This window comes from Arachidicoccus ginsenosidivorans (genome assembly GCF_007971385.1).
Lineage (GTDB): Bacteria > Bacteroidota > Bacteroidia > Chitinophagales > Chitinophagaceae > Arachidicoccus > Arachidicoccus ginsenosidivorans.
Map to the genome: position 1 here is coordinate 5,612,448 of NZ_CP042434.1, position 22,318 is coordinate 5,634,765.

Annotated in this window: 16 protein-coding genes; 1 reads left to right on the forward strand and 15 read right to left on the reverse strand. The window is 40.7% G+C overall.

Features of this window, described 5'->3' with window-relative positions; genetic code table 11:
* Positions 1–20: 20 nt before the first annotated feature.
* From FSB73_RS25995 to FSB73_RS22580, 15 genes are all read right to left on the reverse strand, one after another.
* A complete protein-coding gene (locus tag FSB73_RS25995; RefSeq protein ID WP_225974290.1) occupies positions 21–1,226 on the reverse strand; it encodes a RagB/SusD family nutrient uptake outer membrane protein in 1,206 nt (401 codons plus the stop codon).
* Positions 1,160–1,888, reverse strand: a complete 729-nt coding sequence (locus FSB73_RS26000) for a RagB/SusD family nutrient uptake outer membrane protein (protein ID WP_225974291.1) — start codon at positions 1,886–1,888, stop codon at positions 1,160–1,162. The genes FSB73_RS25995 and FSB73_RS26000 overlap by 67 nt, the downstream gene beginning before the upstream one ends.
* Before the next feature lie 26 nt (positions 1,889–1,914).
* Complete coding sequence (locus tag FSB73_RS26005) at positions 1,915–2,424, reverse strand: hypothetical protein (protein WP_225974292.1); 510 nt, start codon at positions 2,422–2,424, stop codon at positions 1,915–1,917.
* 65 nt (positions 2,425–2,489) lie between these two features.
* Positions 2,490–5,357: a TonB-dependent receptor gene (locus FSB73_RS22525; RefSeq protein ID WP_225974293.1), complete on the reverse strand. Its 2,868-nt coding sequence runs from the start codon at positions 5,355–5,357 to the stop codon at positions 2,490–2,492.
* Between the two features lie 659 nt (positions 5,358–6,016).
* Positions 6,017–7,006: a TlpA disulfide reductase family protein gene (locus FSB73_RS22530; RefSeq protein WP_146787596.1), complete on the reverse strand. Its 990-nt coding sequence runs from the start codon at positions 7,004–7,006 to the stop codon at positions 6,017–6,019.
* A 136-nt stretch (positions 7,007–7,142) separates the two neighbouring features.
* The gene (locus FSB73_RS22535) at positions 7,143–8,330 is read right to left on the reverse strand and encodes a TlpA disulfide reductase family protein (protein ID WP_146787599.1); all 1,188 of its coding nucleotides are present in this window, start codon (positions 8,328–8,330) and stop codon (positions 7,143–7,145) included.
* 20 nt (positions 8,331–8,350) lie between these two features.
* On the reverse strand, positions 8,351–10,573 hold the full coding sequence (locus FSB73_RS22540) for a carboxy terminal-processing peptidase (RefSeq protein ID WP_146787602.1): 2,223 nt from the start codon (positions 10,571–10,573) through the stop codon (positions 8,351–8,353).
* A gap of 199 nt (positions 10,574–10,772) precedes the next feature.
* The gene (locus FSB73_RS22545) at positions 10,773–11,651 is read right to left on the reverse strand and encodes a hypothetical protein (RefSeq protein WP_146787605.1); all 879 of its coding nucleotides are present in this window, start codon (positions 11,649–11,651) and stop codon (positions 10,773–10,775) included.
* A 63-nt stretch (positions 11,652–11,714) separates the two neighbouring features.
* The gene (locus FSB73_RS22550) at positions 11,715–13,301 is read right to left on the reverse strand and encodes a RagB/SusD family nutrient uptake outer membrane protein (RefSeq protein ID WP_146787608.1); all 1,587 of its coding nucleotides are present in this window, start codon (positions 13,299–13,301) and stop codon (positions 11,715–11,717) included.
* Positions 13,302–13,321: 20 nt separating this feature from the next.
* Positions 13,322–16,654, reverse strand: coding sequence for a SusC/RagA family TonB-linked outer membrane protein (locus tag FSB73_RS22555; RefSeq protein ID WP_146787611.1), 3,333 nt, complete (start codon positions 16,652–16,654; stop codon positions 13,322–13,324).
* On the reverse strand, positions 16,648–17,004 hold the full coding sequence (locus FSB73_RS22560) for an STN domain-containing protein (protein ID WP_146787614.1): 357 nt from the start codon (positions 17,002–17,004) through the stop codon (positions 16,648–16,650). Before FSB73_RS22560 ends, FSB73_RS22555 begins: the two co-directional genes overlap by 7 nt.
* A gap of 121 nt (positions 17,005–17,125) precedes the next feature.
* On the reverse strand, positions 17,126–18,259 hold the full coding sequence (locus FSB73_RS22565; RefSeq protein WP_146787617.1) for a FecR family protein: 1,134 nt from the start codon (positions 18,257–18,259) through the stop codon (positions 17,126–17,128).
* 31 nt (positions 18,260–18,290) lie between these two features.
* On the reverse strand, positions 18,291–18,893 hold the full coding sequence (locus FSB73_RS22570) for an RNA polymerase sigma-70 factor (RefSeq protein ID WP_158639681.1): 603 nt from the start codon (positions 18,891–18,893) through the stop codon (positions 18,291–18,293).
* A gap of 303 nt (positions 18,894–19,196) precedes the next feature.
* Positions 19,197–20,366 carry a FecR family protein gene (locus FSB73_RS22575; RefSeq protein WP_146787622.1) on the reverse strand — a complete coding sequence of 390 codons (1,170 nt, stop codon included), beginning with the start codon at positions 20,364–20,366 and terminating at the stop codon, positions 19,197–19,199.
* A 29-nt stretch (positions 20,367–20,395) separates the two neighbouring features.
* Complete coding sequence (locus FSB73_RS22580) at positions 20,396–20,845, reverse strand: sigma-70 family RNA polymerase sigma factor (RefSeq protein ID WP_158639682.1); 450 nt, start codon at positions 20,843–20,845, stop codon at positions 20,396–20,398.
* A 682-nt stretch (positions 20,846–21,527) separates the two neighbouring features.
* Between FSB73_RS22580 and FSB73_RS22585 the strand changes: the two genes are divergently transcribed.
* A complete protein-coding gene (locus tag FSB73_RS22585) occupies positions 21,528–22,301 on the forward strand; it encodes a helix-turn-helix transcriptional regulator (protein WP_146787628.1) in 774 nt (257 codons plus the stop codon).
* Positions 22,302–22,318 lie beyond the last annotated feature (17 nt).

Sequence of the window (22,318 nt, forward strand, 5' to 3'; positions counted from 1 at the left end):
GATATTGTTATTTCACTCACTTACCACCCGGGATTTTGAACCAACCCTTGTGTTGTTTCTAAATCATTTTGATAAATGGGAAATAAATACATTTTATCTTCCCATACCCTGGTCTGAAACAATTGTTTTTTATAATAATCTGCAAAACCAAATCCCTGTCCGTTGTCATCTTGTCCGACATTCATGCGGTAAATCTTCAGGTGTTTTGTATCTCCCATCATTAGTCTGCGTACTAAAGTGTAATACCGATCTCCTTCGAAGCATAATTCCAGTTGTCTTTCCCGGATTATGGCGTTTCGCATGGCGGCCTGGTTCCCTTTGCGGGTTGGATATACACTTTCATAACCCGGCAGACCGGCTCTCTTACGGATGGCGTCCAGATAGGTGATGATATCCGGATTGGTGGGATCTGTTTCATTGAGTGCTTCTGCGTAATCCAGCAGGATCTCGGCATAGCGCAGATGGATATAAGGTCTGTAGGGCACCTGGCTATAGCGGATATTAGAGGCTGGGCTGGAGAATTTCAGCACATCATACCCTGTCATATCTGGCTGGGAGTTGGTACCTGCTCCGGCCTTTCCACTATAATAGAACTCTACTCTTCCTCTCCCATCTGCATTCTGGGAGGAGGAGAAATAGTTTCTGTCGTCCACCGTAGTGGCGGGTGTAATGGGTTTGCCATTATATTGAATACAGGCATAAAATCTAGCTTCCCTGCCGACATACATATTGCTGTTTCCAGCGATATACCCTCTGTTTACCCCATCTTCTTGTTTTCCCCACTGCTGAGGATCGTCTTGCTGGGCAAAGCCCGCTTCGCTGTATCCAGACCCTGGATCTTCAATAGACAGGCCATTACGCATATAAAAAGAGTCCACTATATTCTGGGTGGCATTTTGCATATTAAATCCTGCTGGCTGTGGGGCGGATCTTATTTCTTCTCCCCATATCCAGTTATTGACACTTGCCGCAGTGGCAAATATGATTTCACTATTCCAATTGCTTAAAAAGGTATTGCGGTAAGAAAGTAATGGATCAAAGGTTGCATCGCCGTCATCTGTATTGTAATGCAGTTTATAAACGCCTAGATCTATAACGGCCTTGGCAGCAGCTGCGGCCGTCTTCCACTTACCAGCGTCATAAGCCGCTGGTGCCAACGCTACCCCATTTTTATTTTTAAAATTGCTAAACATAGGATTGCCGTTCCAAAGGGGCTGGCGGCCCATAAGGCTACCTGCGCCTTTATGGAAAGACAGGCGCCTTTTGTGGGCCTGCCATAATTGGCGGAGCTTTGCCAGTGGGTAGGCAGCCCGGCGGCGGCTAAATCCATTAAGCGGTTAATCTCTGCCACGCAGGAATCAAAAGGCGCCTGCGTGAAATCATTATAGCTTTGGCTGGTGCTTAAGGTCGTCCTGAGTATTGGAAATGGGCCGTATTGCCTAAGCAGATTCCAGTAAAACCAGCCTCTTAAAAATTCTGACTCAGCAACATGTTGCGCTTTTAGTGAATCACTCATTAAGTCAGCAGGTACACTGCCAATACTTGCTTCAAATACCAGGGATTGCCGGATGCCCTGCCACCAGGTGGGCCAATAATAATCATAATTATTTTGTGCACTCCAGTTTCCCGATATCATCTGCCTGACGGCTACACCAGAAACAATGGGACAGGAGGACTCATCGCACCCTCCCAGATGAAAGGCGTCATCTGGGGCAACCGTTATATTGCTGTAAACCTGATTAAGGTACTGTTCTGCGGTGGACGCGGTCTGCCAGATCATACTGGTGGTCAGCAGGCTGTCTGGCTCTTCATTGATGTATTTGGAGCAACTGCAGACGCCCAGCACAAAAGCGCCTAAAATGAGACAGCGTTGAATATTTTTATGCATAATATACATGGATTAAATAGATGATTTTAAAATTTAATACGTATACCCAAGGTTCCGGTTCTGGTAATCGGATACAAGGCGCCATTGGAGCCTAGCTCCGGATCCCAGAGTTTAAATTTTGAAAAGGTCAGTAAATTGGTACCAGAGATATACACATATAATGAGTTAAGGCCCATTTTTTTGATTTTGTCTGCGACGATACTGTATCCCAGGGAAAGTTGTTTTAATCGAATAAAGGCGCCGTCTTTTAGCCATCTGGAACTGTTGAGATAATTGTTATCTGAAGTAGTGGCAACGGTAAGTCTAGGATAATAGGCATCTTGTCTTGGGTTGTCAGCAGTCCATCTGTCTTCAGCAATACTCATTACGTTATAGGGATAACCTATGCCGGCAAATGGAATCACACCTGCGCCAGGGGCACCCATATAAGCGGGTATCTGAGAGCCATTGACCATAAGGCCAACCCCTGCAATTCCCTGGAATAATGTAGAGATATCAAATCCGTGATAACTCAGGCTAAAGCCTGTTCCATACATCCATTTTGGAAAAGAGGACTTACCCAGATAGGTCCAGTCGCCAGCATCAATCTGGCCGTCGTTATTCAGATCTTTATATTTGATGTCCCCGGGGCAACGGTGCCAAATTTTTGGACCGGACTATTGTCAATATCCTCCTGGCTGGTAAAAAGTCCTTCAGCAATGTAACCTGTATATTCTCCCCACATATGGCCGGTGCCTTTTTGATAGGCATTGACTCTATCAGGCTCGTCATTAAAAATGATCTTATTGGACGCGTAGGTCACATTACCAAAAACCCTAAGGCCTACATTGCCGATTTTGTCATTATATTCCAGTGTAGCATCAAAGCCTTGATTTTTAGCTTCTCCCATATTGGCAAAAACATTGGGCACCGCGCCGTAGCCTGCAATAGAAGAGACAGTTTGGCGCTGTATTAAAATATCGGTACGTCTATCCACAAAATAATCTCCGACAAAGTTTAATTTGCTCCAAAGCCCGATTTCTAAACCGATATCTGTTTTATGGGAGCGCTCCCAGGTTAAATCCTGTACCCCCAATAGCCCCTCGGTAATGGAGGAGACACCATTACCGTTCAGTCCAAAGCCATAAGCGCCACCACCGGTGGTCTGGGTAAGGTAAGGAAATCTGGCCCCTGCTCCTACTTGATCGTTACCTACGATGCCATAGGATCCTCTTATTTTAAAAAGGGTAAAGGTATTTTTAAGGGGTTTAAAGAAGTCTTCTCTTGAAATTACCCAACCTCCGGAAACGGATGGAAAAAGTCCAAACCTGGCCCCTGGTGCAAAGTTTTCTGAACCAGTATACCCTGCATCAAACTCAAGTAGATATTTATTCTTATAACCGTAATTGAGTCTGCCGGCTACACTTAAATTTCTATAGGGAATTGAACTAATAACATCTCCAGCGGTACTGACGATCCTGTTTCTCATATTATATAGGACCATGCCGCCTATATGGTGATCTCCAAAGTTGCGGTCATAATTGATATTTGCTTCCAGATACATTGTGCGCTCTCCTGTGGAGGATTGACCATAACTAAGAAACTGTTGCCCAAATTGTGTTTGCTCATATATTAGGTTTCCATTGGCGTCTCTGCCAGTGGCGTAATAAAGATCGGGCTTACCGTTTCGCTGGTTATCAAACTCTCCATAACTGTCAAAGGAAAACCTGCCATATGCGGCCAGTCCTTTTGTAATGCCATCCAGATTTTGTGTCAGGGTAAATACGGATTGTACGGTTGGATGAAACTCGGTGTGATAACCACTGTTTTGCACCATACTGACCGGATTGGCTTGTACGTAAGTGGAGGGTCCTGACCAGTAGCCATTGGGATACTCAATGGGTGCAATGACAGGTGAGGCGGTGTAGGTCAAATTCCAGATATTGGCAGCTGAAATGCCTGGAAAATGAAGGTTCACCAACATAGCATCCAGGTTTAACTGCAATAAGGTTGTGTGCGTAATATTTACGTCTATATTGGACCTGAAATCATAGCGTTTAAAATTCAAATTCGGGTTGTAGCCATTTAATGTTTTGACGTTATAAGGGCCGTTTTGGTTATAAAAAGAGCCGGAAACAAAATAACGTACCGCCTGGCCACCGCCTGATATATTGACATTGGCATTGGCCATGGAAGCGTAATCTTTATAGACCGCCTGCATCCAATCAACATTTGGATATAAATACGGATCCAGTCCGCTTTTGGTCATATCGATCTGGCTTTGAGTATAAACTGGAGATTCTCCCATGTTTTCCCGTGCTTCGTTTAACAGTTCCATGTACTGAATACCATTGAGCATTTTGGGCATTTTAGTAAAACCAGTTATACCGGTTTCTACTTTGGCTGATATATCTGGTTTGCCGGCAATACCTCTTTTTGTCGTAATAATTAGCACCCCATTAGCGCCTTGTGCGCCATACATGGCTGTAGCGGACGCATCCTTAAGTAAGGTGATACTGGCAATATCTTCTGGGTCTATATTATTGAAGGCGCCCCCATAGGTGCTATTGATATCTGCCCTTTGAACGCCATCCACGATAATAAGTGGGGCTGTATTGGCAATACCGGTAAAGGTACCTATACCTCTAATCGTAAAATTAGCATTGTCATAGCCAGGCTCTCCACTGGATTGCGTGGATATGATACCGGCTACTTTTCCTGCCAGTGCATTTTCCAGATTGGGTACCGGGGTATGCATATCGGCCATATTAACTGAGGATACGGCACCCGTAACGGTTATTTTTGATTGTTTGCCATACCCAACGATAACGACGTCTTTCATTTCATCTGGTTTAGGAAGCAGGGTAAGTTTTAAGGGTTTGGTGCTGCCAGGTACCTGGATTTCCTGCTCTTGCATGCCCACCATGGATACTGTTATTAATTGTCCTGGTTCGGCTTTTAGGATAAAAAAACCCTGATCATCTGTAACTGTCCCTACACCAGGGTTGTTCTTAAATTGAATAGACACCCCAGCAATTGGCTTTCCATCCATCTGCATGACATTTCCTTTTACAAAACCAGTATCTTGCTTCGTGGGAACAGGTCGCTCTTTTCTGCTGCTCGGATGTATTGGCTGCGCGGCGCTTTTTTTGCTTAATAATATTTTGTAGCCTTTAATCTGATAATCTATCTCTTTATTTTTCAATAGGTAATCAAGAACATTGGAGAGTTTGGCCTTGACAAAATCCACATCCACCTCATCTTTGTCATTGAGCAGCGTATTGCTATAAAACAATACGTAACCTGTCTGTTTGCGGATGGTTTGAAAGACTTGATACAATGTCACTGCTTTTCGCTGAATCGTTATCAGTTTGTTGCCAGCTGTATCCTGGGCAAACGTCCTTATACTTAAAGGCAACATACAAGCCGTTAGCAGGGCTAGTAGTAATAGTTGTCTACCCCGGATTTTACCGAAATTTAATTTTCTCATAAAAACAATAAAATAATTTATGAAACCGGATAAAAAATAGCTTTCAATTATAATAACAACCAAATGTTATTTTTGGGTGAAGTGTTTTAAAAAAAACTTTTGATTATTTTTTTGATAAGGAAAAGCTAGCTGTAAAATTGACCAAATCGCCCTATCGTTCAGCCAATTTATCAGCCTTCAAATAGGCATCTAATAATCCTTTGCATGATTTAAAATACAAGCAGCAAACTTAAAAACACCTTGACATAAAATTATGCCATGGCTCGTTTTAGTATTATTGGAGCAAGGAACTGGCAACAAACTGGCAATTAACTGGCAAAGGAGCGTTAAACGTAATTAAAAAACATTTACGAAGGGGGATGTAAAACATCGGCGAAAAATAAGTAAAAGGCCTACTACTTTTGCTATCGTATGAAGATAAATGAACGCTTCCCTTGAATTCTTATTTAAAAAGGTTCATATAGCGGCAACATCAAAATTGCCCAACTATGATGCTTATGGTAGTATACACCAAACAAGGTAGTGGGCAATTTAACTAACTAGAAACCAACATGAAACAAAAGATTATACTAACCCATACAGCGCTGTTACTTCGCAGCGATAGCCGCCTATAAGTCTAATAGGGATTATTTCTCTCCCAAACGCCATTAAATAAACGATTATAATAATCGGTCGACCACCGACTTTATTTCCCCTTTATGATCAAAGTCTAAACGCGAGGCAATTTTGCCATTTTTATCCAGGATAATAACATAGGGTATATGATAAATGCTTAAAAGGCTTTTTATGCCACCTGCTTCCGTAAATCCACCATCTGCCAGTACCTGCATCCAGGGCATCTGTTCTTTAGCCACTGCAAATTGCCAATTAGAGCGATCATCATCCGCAGATATACTAACAAAGCGCACTGCTTTATGTTGATACTGTTCATAGAGTGCTTTCATTTTTGGGATAAATGCTCTACACGGGCCACACCAGCTGGCCCAAAAATCCAAAACAACAACACTACCTTTAAACTTATTTAAATCAATTGGCTGATTATCCAGGTTTTTTAATCCTAGTATAGGAAAATCAATTAAGGCAGCTGACCGGTTGTATTGATCAATAACCGCTTTAAGTCGTTTGCCATACCATGATTGCTTGATGGGGTTGGCTAACCACGCGTAGCAATTTTTTGCTAATACAGCTGATTCAGCGGAGCTTATAAAGGCTAAATAGGCTGATAGCATGCTTTTGGGGTTTGCTTTAATAAACTCGGTCATGGACTGGCCTGATTTATTGAATTTTATAAAATCAGCATTGCTCTGTCCACCCACCAAGGAGTTTGTGGTCAGGGCATTAAAAGCGCCTTCAATCTTATAGTCCTGGTTGTCTAAAAATACAGAGATAAACTTGGTGCTTATTTTCAATTTTACCATTCCAGGATGATCAAGGGTTCCTTTAAATACAAACTGGCCATCACTTATGCGAACACTTTGCGCATGTACCGCTTTTAACCCGCTCTGGGCGCCATCCATAAAGTCAACGATGGCAACCGTGCCATTTTTAACGCCGGTGATTTTGCCCGTGATCATAAAGCCGTTAGCGGCAAAAACAAGGCTGGGCAGTACACAAAGCAAGCTAATTAAAGGTTTAATCCATACTTTCATAGCACTTAATTTTAAAAGTAATGTTTTGAAATCTGAATTTATAAAGTGACATTTGTGCAACTTATTTATCGTATAGAAAAGCAGGTGTTCAAAACCTGCCTTTCTATATGGTTTTGCATAATAAGCCTGCCTATCACTATTTCAATACTTCATTTAATTTTTTATCCAATGCTTCGCCAAACAGATCATAGGCAACAATACTGCCATCGGGTCCGATTAACACATTAGCTGGTATGGCTGTTATACCAAACACCATGGACGCAGGTTCACCCCAGCCTTTTAAATTCGATATATTCAGCCATGGAATACCGTCTTTATTGATGGCCTTCACCCAACCTTCCTTTTTCGTATCTAAGGAAACACCTAATAAAACAAAGTTTTTATGGTCTTTCACCTTATTATAGCTTTCTTTGAGTGCAGGCATGGCAGCCCTGCATGGCGCACACCAGCTGGCCCAAAAATCAATCAGCACATATTTACCTTTAAAATCATTCAGGGCTATTTTATTACCATTCACATCATTTCCCTGTATATTCTTGGCCATACTCCCCACTTTAGGGCGTCCAGGAATATTATGCACACCAGACGTGTCATAGGTGAATTTTGGAATAACGCCCCATTTATTAGGCTCAACATAGTTTCTATAGAGTAAGGACTGCCTCGCGCTGGGGGTCAATGTATTAAATAAAGAATCTTCTTCTTTTAAGTTTTGGTTTAAAAAACAGGTAATCAGATAACCGGCTACTCTGGAATCAGGATGTTGTTTAATCCATCCTCTAAACTCCTTTTGCTTGACCGCCAGAATTTCATTGGCCCTTTTTAAATAAACCTCTTTTGCATCCTCATCGCCAATTGCCACTGCTTCACTATATTTCTTTCTCAATTGTTCATACTCGTCATCCGGATTGGAATGGGTCATTTTATATACTTCCTGCCAATCTTTTACAAAGGAAGATCCGGTAATTTTTGCATCCAAAAAGTTATTTCCGGTAATTTTCACATGACCTGAATCTAAATACATGGCCATTGCGGTTCCTTTTTCAATCGGATTTTCACCTTTTTTGATTGAGCCAACTTGCAAAAGATATATAGCACCACCATAGGTCATGGGCAGTTCAAATTTAAATTGATGGTTGACAATCGTAGTGGTATCCCACGACTGGCTTAACATATCCAAGACCCGGATTGAAGTATCATTGGGCATTTCCTCAAGTGTCCCCTCTATAACAGTCTGAGGATTGACTCTACTTACCCGACCAACATTTTGTCCCATCGCACGCATGGCCACAGAACCAACAAACAAAAACAACAGTCTTTTAATCATAACTTAATATTTTAAAGAGATTAGTGATTTGAACTTTTAATAACATCCAATAGAACATTTACGGTTTCTTTTAGGTATACATCCTTACTTAATCCGTCGATCCACGTTTGATAGTCTTTCGCATCTCTTGGATCTGGTTTGAATTGATCAGGACGTATGCTTTGATACTGTGCCCCTTGAATCGTTAAGTATTCATTTTGGGGCAGCTGGTTGTCTTTTTTAAATTTGTCATTAATGGCCTTCAATTTTAAATACTGCGTTTTAAAGGTGGCTGCATTTAAGGACTGCGGCAGTTTGCTTAATTCGCCAATGCTCTTCAAATCACGGGTGATTATATTGAAGGCAGGATTCTGACTTATCCTTTTTTCAGCATTCGCTACCACATATTTGTAATTATAATTGTTTTTTAGTGGTGTATAGTTAGGCAATTTTATACTGTCAGATTTCAAGGCTGAATAATAGTTTTTTTCCCGGGGCGCATTTATCAACATTTCATCGATCAGGACAATATCTGGCTTTACCCCTGCTAACTGTGTTGACACACCAGTTACCCGATAAAATTTCTTTTCTGTTAGTCGCATAGATCCGTAATTGATATTTTGGATTCCCTTTTCCGGATCTCCTAGTTTGCCCATGTTTAAGACCGTCTGAGCGGTACCCTTACCAAAGGTGGAGGTCGTTCCCACAATAATGGCTCTGTGAAAATCCTGCATGGCTGCACTAAATATTTCTGAGGCTGAGGCGGTGTTTTCATTTACGAGTACCACCAGCGGTCCTGTATAATAAACCAGGCCATTTTGGGTAAATCCCATGCCACTGAGCGTATCCTTATCTTTTAAATAGGTAACGGCTGGTTCTGGTGGCAAAAACGTGCCACACATTTTAACCACGTCCGGCAAAGAGCCACCCAGATTATTTCTTAAATCCACTATAATACCATCTACTTGGTTTTCCTGTAATTTCATGACTTCCATGGCGACATCAAATCCTGCCCCACCCTTGCCATCATTTTTAGGATCCAGGTAGAATAAAGGCAGATATACGTAGCCCAGTTTTTGGCCATTTATATCTATAATAGCACTTTTGGCTTTGTTATGGGTATCAATCACCTCACCTCTTTGTAAATTAACCGTTCTGGGTGACTCCCCTGGTTGCGCCACCTGAAGGCTGATAGATGTTCCTTTTTCTCCTCTGATCATATTGGCTACCTGCGTAGGCGCCATCCCACTAATGGGTTGCAATTCACCTTTTTGGTTGGCTACAGCAACAATAACATCATTTTCTAAAATCTGGCCACTTTTATAAGCTGGCCCGCCCTGCATCACTCTTTTTATATATAGATCTACCCCTTTTTGTCCCAGTTCCACGCCAATCCCATAAAACCGCTTTGTAATCAGTGCTTCAAAGGATTTATCCCTTGGAGCTACATATGCCGTGTGGGGATCAATTTCACTGACAGCAGTGTTTAGATAAAGAGCGAACTTATTGCTGATGGCACTTCCCAAAATGGCGTTTCTAAAATAATCACTATACCATTTGTTGACAAAATCAATGGAGGCAGCTTTTAGTGCCGGATCCAGACCCAGCTGCTTTTTAGTCAGCGAACTTCCTGTTGAATCTGCTTCCATATAGTGTTTCAGAACAGCATATTTAATCACCTGTTTCCACACCTCAGCTCGCCTTTCATTACTATTTGGAAAAGGTAATTTCTTTCTATTGACTGTAAAGGTTGTTTGCTCATTAAAGGTAATGGGGCGACTAATAATATTTTTAAAAACATTTTCTGCTTCTTTTATTCTCTTATAATATACAGCATATACAACATTGAAAAACTTGGAAGAACCTTGCATTAGTTCCCGGCCGATAATATACTTATAAGGGGTAAAAGTGGTTATATCCGCCTGCATAAATAGGCTATGCTCTGGATCAAGTTGATTTAAATAATTTGACCATACGCGTGCACTATACGTACTATCAAGCGCTCTGGGGTGATAATGTAATTTATCGATTCTATTGATGGTGGCTTGAATAATGGCGTCCTGATAGCTGACTGTACTGTCTGGCACAACCGCCTGAGCATGCACACTGCTTAATAGGCCCAAAAATAAACTTAGGAACAGCGTCAAACTTAAACGCGGCAAACGGCCTGACAATAGCCTTAGCCCTAAATGAGTCAATAAACGGGGCAGGCGCCTTGGAAGGGTGCCATTGGTGAAATTATTATTTTTATGCGGAAGAGTCATACTTAATTCAGAAGTTAAATGGAAGAAATATTATGTCGTTATATCAATAAGGCAATCAAAATAAAAAAAGGGTGAATTTTTGTGTAGGTATTTTTTCGATCCTTTCAAAGAAAAAAATAAAACCTACATAAAAATTGCACCCCACAACACCGCAACAATATCGCGTCCTGGTTAAACAGGATATTTACTCAGAGAACCATTAATTTTTTAAATCCCCAATAGCCTGAAGATTAATGCCATAATTCGTTTTATAATAATTAATAATTAGCTCGTATTTTTTCTTGTATAGTCCATTAATATCCACCTGGGGAGTTAACCACGTATTAGCAAAGGTGGTAGAATCAGTGGAAGTGATTTCTATAATATAACTTAAAAAATCCGCCGTATAATCATAAGGACCAAAATAATGACTAAAAAATGATGACAGAACTCCATATTTATGCTGATTTGCCAGCACCAAATCATACTGATTATTCGGAACAGATAACGCTGTAAACCCATCCGGGTAGGATAAATGACCATTTGCCAAAGCCGCTTGCCAATACACCATATTTAGCCACCCTCTGGCCTGATTAAGTTGTTGAGTAGTCAATTCTGGAAACGAATCATTGACGAGTCCAAAGCTTATTCCACGCTGACTGCAATATGCATCAAAATAATACCTTTGAGTAAACACCTGTGAAGTGTCAATCATGATCTCAGAGGAGAGTAAAATAGAAAAAGGCATGGTTTTCTGTAAAAAACTTTCCGGATACACATCAAATAAATTCTTATGCATGAAGGTTAATGCCTGAGCGATATAATTTGAATCAGCAGGCGTTATAGATAATTTACTTCTTACAATGCCTGTCATATTGTAATTATAATCCACGCTGTCAAATTTATATAAAATAAAACAGTTATATTTATGATAAAACTGAACAATATCGTTATCATATGGATGATCACCTTGCGGTAAACTGTACAATAAATTAGTACCGGGCTTTGACACTACTAGTGGCTCTTCCTTATGACAGGCAAAAAGCCCTACCATAAAAAGCACAAGCAAATAATATTTTAATAAAAACTTATGATGCATAAACTCAATTTTTAATCAATTTAATAATCAGTGTACTACAAACTTCCCTTATGATTTGCCTCCCTATTGAGGCTCCCTTTTAGGGCCAGCTTCATTTTGACTCAAATTTTGATTTAAATCTGTGGCTGTTTGTGGTATCTGTAAGGTATACTGAGGATCGTGTTTATTTAGTATATAAGTTACTGATTGCCCCTTAATGGCACTATAAGTATGGGTTATTGCTGGCATCCCATATCGTCTTAAATCAAACCAGCGCTGGCCTTCCATAAAGAGCTCTCTTCTACGTTCATTTCTACAAAATTGCAAAAGTGAGTCTGGAGGCATTGGCCCTAGTGGTACATAATCTTCTGGTTTAAAGCGTTTGACACGAAGCGCATTTAAGTCGTCCAGTGCCTTTTGCTCAAAGGTCGTTTCGCCAGTCATTATAAATTTCTCAGCATAGGCTTCTGCCCTATTCAAATAAGCCTCGGAACTTCTAAATGCACAGCCGAAAGCATCCCTTGAACCTCCATTAATCGACGTCCATTTTTTTGCTTGCGCAGGTGTTGTAACAAAAGGCAAAATAATGTCGGGCACTTTCGTATAATAAATCTGCGCCCTTAAATCTTTTTCATCAAATGCCTGTATTAAGCTTTGCGACATGTTATACTGGGTCTCGTTGCCAAACGGAAAGGTTTCCTGAACATTACCATACACCCAAATGGATTCGACATTGTCATCGCCGACAATAGGCAAAAATCGATATTGGCCATTAGGCTGTAATACTCTTGGAAACCAATCATTTAAATCCATTAAAGCAGGGTGATATTGGATGACATAACTCGCATCACTTATCACGCTATCCCATTTCCCCATATAAAGTGCCACCCTGCTGGCTAGAAAATGTGCCGCTACATGATCAATGCGATGAATATCATCTGATCTTTTCTCCTGATCCAGTTTTTCAAATGCATTATTTAGGTCACTGACAATTTGTTTATACACTTCAGCTACCGTGTTTCTTTTAGGCATGCTGTCTGATACGTTGGCTGACAATATTAAGGGCACCCCAAGACTCTTTTCCGGCGTGGTCGTGGAATCATTATAGGGTCTGCCATATAAATTGACCAATTGAAAATAATAATAAGCCCTTAAGGCATAGGCCTGCCCCAATAAAAAATCTTTATCTTTCTGAGTACCATTAGAACCTTCTCCATATTGGATGGCAATATTGGTTCCGATAATATGCTTATAATAATTTCTATATCCATCAATAGAGGTTCCGGCAGCATCAAACCCGCTGGATTTTAGTCCTTCGAAAAAATCTGGTTGCCAACTATAAGCTGGTAAACATCTAGTCGATATAACATCAGGGATTGAACTAATGATAGGAGAAGAATACTGTTGGATATCGTCATCGAAAAAACAAACAGCGATATTAAGTGCATCAGCATTAAGCAGCGGATACCCCGACCCCATTAACAATTCGCTAAAGGCCTTTGTTGTTTTAGGGGTAAATTCACTTTGACTGGACTCCTTTAAAAACTTTTTGCAACTAAAATTTAATAAACAAATGATACCCAACATAAAAAGCACCCCTAAATCCATGTTCTTACGGAGGCTACTTGTGCTTGTTATAATGCGGTCTTTGGTTAAATTTCTATAATTCATTTTATCATCATTTATTTTGATCAAAACGTGATGCCCATGGTTAAATAATAGGAAGCGATGGTTGGCATAGACCCCGTGCCAATACCTGCATTTTCAGGGTCTTGCCAAAGCATCTTTTTACTTTTAATAACAAAGGGATTATTTACTGTAAAAGCGAGATTGCCGCCTTTAATACCCAAAGTTTTATAAAAGGATGCTGGCAGTATATAATTCAACATAAGGGACTGGCACCGTAAATAACTGGCATTAACCACCCTAATGTTGGATAAATCATAAATGGAATAGGGTGATACATTATTAAGAATAGCTGCGCCATTGTCACTGCCACCACCCGATGCATAAAAACTTACATATCCGCCCTGATCAGACCAGTTTGTATTCGACGGGATATTTGTCTTTAACTCATCTCCTGGAACACGCCATCTATTGGCCAGCTCTCTGGGCAGATTTTCATCGGCTTTTGGTATGCCTGGATTCGCTTTTGTACCAAAATTATTGGAATAGCCATCATAAATAGGATTAAGTCGATGATAATTGCCAAATGCAAGATAAAAATTGGCGGTCAGTATAAAATTTTTATATTGAAGCGAGGTTGAGGTCCCAATACTAAACGCAGGATCCTGTCTTCCAGAATACACTAAAAAATCAGCGGGGCTAGAAACAGGATGATTATCAGCACCATTTAAATCATACACAGGAAACCCATAATCATGATTGAGTCCTTTAAATTTAAAAGAATAAAAAGAGCCAAGTGGTTTACCCTGAACAATCGCATTTCCTCTTACATAATCTTTATAAGTATATTTTAAATCAGATTGTCCTACAGCATTAAGTACTTGACTATACACAAACTGTTGTGTCCACGTGAACTTTTTTGTTTTTATTGGCTTTACCGTCAAAGTCCCTTCCCAGCCGTAGTTTTTCATTTTGCCGAAGTTTTGATACATGGACACAATCCCATATTCTTCGGGAATATTTTTTGTAATGAGCAGATTGGAACTTTTTTTATGATAGGCATCGGCTGCGATCATTAAACGGCCTTTGAAGAGCGTCATATCAATGCCCAGATCCCAACTAGCCGTTTTCTCCCAACGCAAATCAGGATAAGGCAAGGAACCCAGAGTTAAATAATATTCATTGGAGACCCTGGTGAGCGGTACACTAGGATAAGTGGCTATTAATTCAGGACCAACTGCTGTCACAACATTACCCTGGGTGCCATAGTCTGCTCTTAAGTCCAACTGGTTCACAATATTGGTCTTATCAAACCATGCCTCGTCTCCTACATGCCATAGAAACCCTACACTCCAGTTTGGCAAAAAACGCTGATTTGCATATTGACCAAAACGGTTGCTGCCATCTGTTCGAACATTGGCATTAAAAACATACTTATTATTAATCATATATGCAGCAGTCCCAATATAACTTATTGTATTGATTAAGGTATTCGTTTGACTAACAGTATGGTACAAATTAGTTATCGCGTCTCGGTCGGCTTCGTAATACAAGGAGAAGTAAGTCTCGCCTCGATCTGGGTAATAACCAAGCTCCAATGAGCTATTGCCTTTTGTTTTGGTAGAAGATAATTCCTGGATTACTGTTAGCGACAGTTGATCCCGATTACCAAAAAGACTTCTAATGTACCCAAGTGTGTTGCGTAACGTGTAAGAGACCACACTTGTATTTGCAGGATAAGCGATGCCCCCAAAAGGAAGGCTCGAGGCTGCCTGTATCGCACTAGTTACAGGCTCATCAATATCGTACCCTCTATATACGGAAGCAAAATAACTTCCATCAGCCGCAAACTGAAAGGACCGCTTACCACTCATAGATCCACTAAAGAGGCCTTGGTATGTCAGACCAGGCAAAATTTTATAACTTAAGCTAACGGTCCCCTGAAAGTTTTGTGTTTCATTATTATTACCGGTCTGCGCCAGTTCGTTTAATATTGAATAGTGGAACGGATAAACGCCCATGACAGCATTTTGCTTCGAGTACGTTTTAACATAGGGTGAATCTGCAGATATAGCTCTACTAGTCTTTAGTGCATAATCGCTAGGATTGACAGAGTTAAAAAAACCATTTGCCTCTCTTAGCGAGGCATTTATACCCACACGATAACTCAGTCTTTTGCTGATATCACCCTGCACATTAGCCATCATGGTATATAATTTAACGTTGTCGCCGGTATAAGTGCCACTCAAGTTTTGGTAACCACCGGAAACATAATAAGTACTTTTGCCGGCACCTCCTGATACGCTGAGTGTATGCCCCTGATTAAACTGGTTACGGGCAAGGATTTTAAGCCAGTCTGTGTTCATGGATTCAAGTTGGCTGACTTTATCACTAAAGACTTCCTGAGTGATTTGCCGGTTAAAAAGTTGCTGCAACAATCCTTCATAGGAAGCTGGAGTAGACATGGAAGCATAATAGATGCCTTTAGAAATGGCTTCTCTGGAAACGTCAATACGCTGAGCAGAATTCATGGCATCAATTCTACTATAGGTTGGCCGGCCTGTGAGGCCTAATTGTGTGTTGTAATGCACAACAGCAGGCCCCGCCTTTCCTTTTTTTGTTTTTACGACGATGACGCCATTGGCAGCTTTTACCCCATAAATGGCAGTAGCAGAGGCGTCTTTTAAAAATGTCAGGCTTTCTATATCATATGGATTAATGCCGGAGATGGCATTGCCTACGATATTTAAATTTGCACTGGTTGTGTTTTCCAGGGCCGCATTGATCTGAAGGGGTGTTAGGTTTACCGGATCCTGGCGAACAACGCCGTCCACCACCCAAATAGGTGACGCATTCCCAATAATGGTTGAGGTCCCTCTTATTCTGAGTTTGGGAGAAGCGGTTGGGCTCCCGGAATTATTAATAGCCATAAGTCCTGGCACCTTACCTTGTAACATCTGATCCAATGAAGCAACCCCTGTTTGTAAAAACTCATCTGCATTTAAAACAGTGGTGGATCCAACGACCATTCTTTTGTCCATGGCCTGATAGCCGTTGATCACGACATCCGCTATTTCATGAACACTGCTGTCCATTTTCAATTTCAAAAATGTATTGTTATCGGTCTGTGTTACCCTGTAATTTAGGGTTTTCATCCCGACCATGCTAAAATGTACATTTTCTCCAGGTCTCGCGGCTAACTCAAATAAGCCGTTGGAAGAAGTAATGGCCATATAATGGGATTCAGGGGCAGTGATGGTGACTCCTGACAGGGTTTCTCCGGTCAGAGACACCAACTGGCCTTTTAAAATGATGCTAACCTTGCTGTCAGAGGACGCTTTTGAATCCTTTTCTTCCTGATTCTGTTCACTATTTTTGGGTGCCTCAAAAATTACCACGCCCCCATGGACTCGGCAAAACTAAGCCCCGTACCTGCAAGGATTTGTTTGAGCAGAGAACTTAGTGTTACTTGCTTTACTCGGACGGTTACGCTGCGTTGTTTACGGACAAGGGCGGTATTAAATGTAAAACGCAGATTGGTCTCAGCTCTGAGTTCCTTTAATACGGTTTCCAGTGGTGTATGGTCTGCTTGGTAGGTGATCTTCTCACTTAATATTTGCTTGGTATCCGTTTGCTGGGCTTTAAGCGTCCCAAAGCAAGATAAGCCAAGGCAGATCCAGATCAGCACTTTAAACACACCGCCTCCTGAACCCTCTGTAATGGATGGTCGTAATAATTTTTGTTGCATACGTATAATCAATAGGATTTTTGAATGGCTGCCCTTCTTATTTGACTTTATACCCAGTCAAATACGCGGCTTGTCATGTGTATTTTTTAATACAATAGTTTGTCTTATTTAAGCTTTGTGGCTAGTGATCGTCCTGAACAGTTACCGTACGACCATTAATATTTATTTTTAACTTTGTACCGGTCAATCTTATCTGCTTTAATACTTCTTCAATGGAGCTGGGTCTAGCCATATCAAGGGTCAACCTAATCCCCTCTAAGTCAGCGTCCTTAAATTCAAAATCATAATTATAAGTTCGACCCAGCGCTCTGGTGATAGTGCCTAGAGTTTCGTTGTCAAAAAACAGGTCTCCATGATACCAGGCGGTGCTTAATCTGGCATCCACCTTTTGGGTGCTAATACTACCTGCTTCATCACAAATAGCCTGATCGCCAGGAGCTAACAGGACTTTACTTGTAGCGGTACTCACCATTAATTTACCACTTACCAGCGTGGTTTTCAAACCCTTATTAAAGGTATTGATGTCGAAAGTGGTTCCAAGCACGGTCATCTCAGCCTGAGCGGCATGGACGACAAAGGGTTTACTCGGATCGTGTTTTATGTCAAAATAGGCCTCTCCCACAACATAAACTTGTCTTTTGTTTCCCTCAAAGGCCTCTGGAAAAATAAGTTTGGATGCTGCATTTAAGGTCACTTTGGAACCGTCTGGCAGCTGTAATGCATAGGTTTTTCCTCTGGGAACTTCCAGGGTATCAAAAATATTGAGCACGCCCTGTGCAATTTTGCTATTTTTTGCTGATGCGGTATAAACTGCGCCGTGTATGTCTGCCTGAATATGGACTGTGCTGTCTGTAATTGTTTGGGTATTTTTCCCCAACACAACTATTGCTCCTGTAGCGCGCCTGAGCATTATCTGGTTTGTGTTTTGTTTTGCGATTTTTTGCGCCGCCTGTTTTTTTGTATTTAGCCACCAAAGGCTGACACCAACGCTAAGTAGTACGGCTGCTGCGGCTGCCCAGCGCCAAAAATATAGTTTGCGCCTTTTGGTGTGTATTGCCTCTTGCTTGGTAGTGGCTACAAACCGCTCCCACCCCTGATCTGTCGGGAAGCGATCCATATTTAGGCGCAGGCGCATTTCCCGGGCGTTATCCAGTAGTGCTTTCTCGTCCTTAGTAAGCGAGGCGGGCTGGGTTATCTCGCGCTCCATGAGGTCAAGTAGTTTGTCCCAATCAATATGGTTGTCTTTATTTTCCATCTTTATTACTTATACAAAAGGCAACGTAACTTTAAAATAGGGTGAATAAAATTGAAAATTCAATGGAAATTATTAACAGCAGGCAGTTGATCATCCAGCTGCACTCTGTTCGTAAATACTGTAAGGCTAACCGGATTTGGGTCTTAACGGTATTTATAGAAACGCCTTGTTTATCAGCAATTTCCTGATATTTTAGGCCTTCAATATTACTTAAAAGAAAAATCTGCTTGCGTTTCTCAGGCAATTGGCCCACGGCTTTCCATAAGGCGGCATTTTTGCCTTCATCGTTCAGATCTATTTCTGTATCGGCTATATCTGCCTTCAATTCCAGGTCATTTATCTGTGCCAGTTTTACTCTATTTTGTTTTTTAATATAGTTCAAAGAAGCATTGCGAATGGCTCTGACGGCATAGCTTTTAAATGTATGGGTAATTTCAATAACGTCTCTTTTTTTCCAGCAGTAAAGGAAAAACTCCTGAACAATATCCATTGATGCATTTTGATCTTCCACGATGCTGTAAGCGATGGTGCATAGAAAACTATAATGCATTTTGAACTCCTGCTCAAAAGTAGCTGCCTGTGATGATGTTTGCTGCGGCATATCGATATACTGATCAATATTATCGTTTGCCACACAATTTAAAGATAAATCGGTGAATATATCAATTGCGCCGCCAAAATTTTTTAACTGAATATTCATTTGGTCTTAGCCTATTTCTTACTAGGGCAACCCATCTGCGAAAAAGGGTGAAGCAAAATGAAATTATTTTTTTCGGCCGAAAGTAAAAATAGAAGCTGTCAATAAAATTCTGGTCTGCAGCGCCATAAACGGGTTGCACTAAGCAGGCTCACAGGCCACCCAATTACCTTATATTCAACATACTACACAGACTACATGCATTATGAATACTCAGTTGTTTAAAGGACTTTATATGCTTTACTTTATATGCAGTTTATCCTGGCTATAATAATACTGTATGCCCATAGTGGTTTTAAGATCTTCTAATAATGCAGGTAGGTTTGACCGGTCTAATATTCCGGATACTGATTTGGCGGCTATCGATGCATTGTCAATGGTAATTTCCACGTTATAGATCCGACTCATATTGCCAGCTAGCGTTTGCAATGTAAGGTCATGAAAATAGTAAACCCCTTTGATCCAGGAGATGACGTCCTGTGTGTCCACTGGTTTAACCGTGAAGCCCCTAGTGGTTGTATATACGGCTGCGTGGCCGGGATTTAAATCCACTGGCGACTCCCCTTTGGTACTGGTCAAGACTTTTCCTTCAATCAGGGCTGTAGTCACCCTATTGGTTTCATAGCTATTGATATTAAACTGCGTTCCTACTACCTGCACTTGGGTGAGCGGTGTGTGGACGATAAAGGGATGTTGTTTGTCTTTGGCTACCTTAAAGTAGGCCTCTCCTGTTAAATATACATCCCGGGTGGCTCGGCCAAAATGGAAGGGGAATTTTAGCGAGGAGGAGGCATTTAATATAACCTCGGTGCCATCAGATAAGGTAATTTGATAATTTTCCCCTTTGGGAATGACAAGTAAATTACTGCTGGTATCTTGGCCAGGGGAAAATGCTAAATTTTGATCGCTGGCCGCAAGTACGGTCTTCCCTACAGCAATTTTTTGTGGTGTCTTATTATTTAAATAGACTTTCTTACCAGTACTTAATTGCAGGCTCACGGGCTGCTGTCCGCTGGTGATTAGTGAGACAATTGCATTCGTATCTGTGATCTTTTTATGATGATTATAATAAAACCAACCATAACCAAACAGCAATAAGATGGAGGCGGCAATAGAGAGTTTAGCAGCCCAGCGTTTTTTCCAGGTGATTTTTTGAAAACGCCGTACCTCTGGTTCTGCCGTCTTTATGCTTTCTTTGAGTAAGTTTAGACTTTGACTAGCAGATAAACTCTCAGTAAATAGCTGTAAATCAATAGCATGCCCCTCCCTTTCTATTTGTGCCCAAATCTGTTGAACCTCTGGATCAGCCAACAGTCGTCCAGTGAGCCACGCATCCTCTTCCGGGCTGATGGTCCCAGTTAAGCGTTCTAAATACAGCATCAATATTTTATCGTAATCAATCACCATCATAATAGGTAACAGTAAAATGTCAAAATAGGTTAATGATTTTTCTCTTTCAGGCCTAACCTTAACATTTTCAATGCACTTTTTAAATGTGTTTTTAATGAATTGACGCTAATGCCCATTTCATTGGCTGCGTCCTTATACTTTTTCCCTTCCAGATAAACCATTTTGACGGCTGTCAGTTTTTGCCCCTTCATGGTATGTAACATCTCCCTTAATGCTGCTTCAACATCTGGCTGGGGCAGCGGATCTTGCTCCTGCTCCAAGGCTGCTCCAACTGACATGGCTATTTCATTTCGCTTGTCTTGTACTGCCTGGCTTTTTATCCTATTCAGGCACCGATTCTTAACAGCCAAAAATAAGTAGCCTTTTACATCATTATGGAAATTATTGTACAATTTTTTCTCCCATATATCTACAAACAGATTCTGCACCACGTCTTTAGCGTCACTTTCATTTTTAAGAAAAAATAGGCACTGGTGCACAGCAATTTGAAGTACTTAAGATAAAGTTCATCAAAAGCACTAAAGTCTTTGTTTTTTAATCTTTCCACCAATATGACATCCCCCTGTGGTAACATATAAGTGACTACAATAATTACAGTTTTAGAAAATGATCACAAAAAAACCACCTTAAGCTATTTTATAAAAAAAGCTAGCCAAATCTAATGTAATTTTAGATTAATTGGACAAAAAAAATCCAGAGAAGTATGTGTAAAATCCCACACATTGCATACGCTACCCCGGAAAAATACGGTTAACTTGCTGAACATATACATTTAATATCACTGGGAAATTTATTTATTTGACACTAAACATGCAAGCAAACTTGCTTAGTAACAGTCCATGTGTTGTAAAACTGCCGGCTTTTTACCCCACCTTCTTTGGCGATAACTGGATGATTTCAAGCAGCTGCAAGGTTAAATTTACTATTTAGCACTACTTTTTGCCTACTATAAAAAAGAATCAACAACGCTGCTTTGTATTTATAGCAATATCCTCGAATTTATTCACAAACTAAAAACTGCCGTTGAAGCCCTAATTATACCTTTCAACCAAAAAAACAATTACATTGTACAAATAAAGTATATTTGATTTATAAATAAATTAGTTGGAGGAAAATCCAATGGAGCTAAGTCTTCGTTAGATTTTAAGTGAACAATAGCTGATGAATTTTGCAACTTATATTCCCTCTGAGGCGCTTCAACCATTTGTAAAATCCTACACTTTTATAGAAAGTGAGCAAACAGTAACAAACAGGATTTTGCCGACGACCTCTTTTGCCCTGGCATTTCGTCTGCGAGGTCAAATATCCTATATCCATAATAGTCACACCAGCTTATTACCAAGGACCACTTTTACAGGGTTAAAAAAATCTGCCAGGCTCATTAATTATGAAGCTAACTCGGCAGCTATTATTGTTCTGTTCAAGGAAACGGGTGTTGCAGCTTTTTTCCCAACCCCACCTCAACTTTTATTTGAACAGAGCGTCCCATTAGCTAATTTCTTTCCAATTGCCGAAATCTCTTTATTGGAGCAGCACCTGGCAGAAACCAAAAATACCGCTGAAACGATTGCCCTCATTGAAGCGTTCTTACTGTCTAAAATCAGTTATTCAAAAACTGACCCGCTCATCACAGAAGCGATTGCTAATATCCATGCCGTTAATGGAAACCTCAAAATAAAAGGTCTGGCCAATAGTCTATACATCAGTCAGGACGCCTTTGAAAAAAGGTTCAGAAAATTAACAGGCGCCACGCCAAAGCAATTTGCGCATATTGTAAAATTGAACGCCCTTATTCGCCAAAACCCATCAGATACCTCATTTATGGATATTGTCCATGAAAATGGTTATTACGACCAACCACACTTCAACAAAGACTTCAAGGTTTTTACTGGCCAAACTCCAAAGGAATTTTTCAAATCTGGCAAATTCTGGTAAATCAATGATTTTTTACA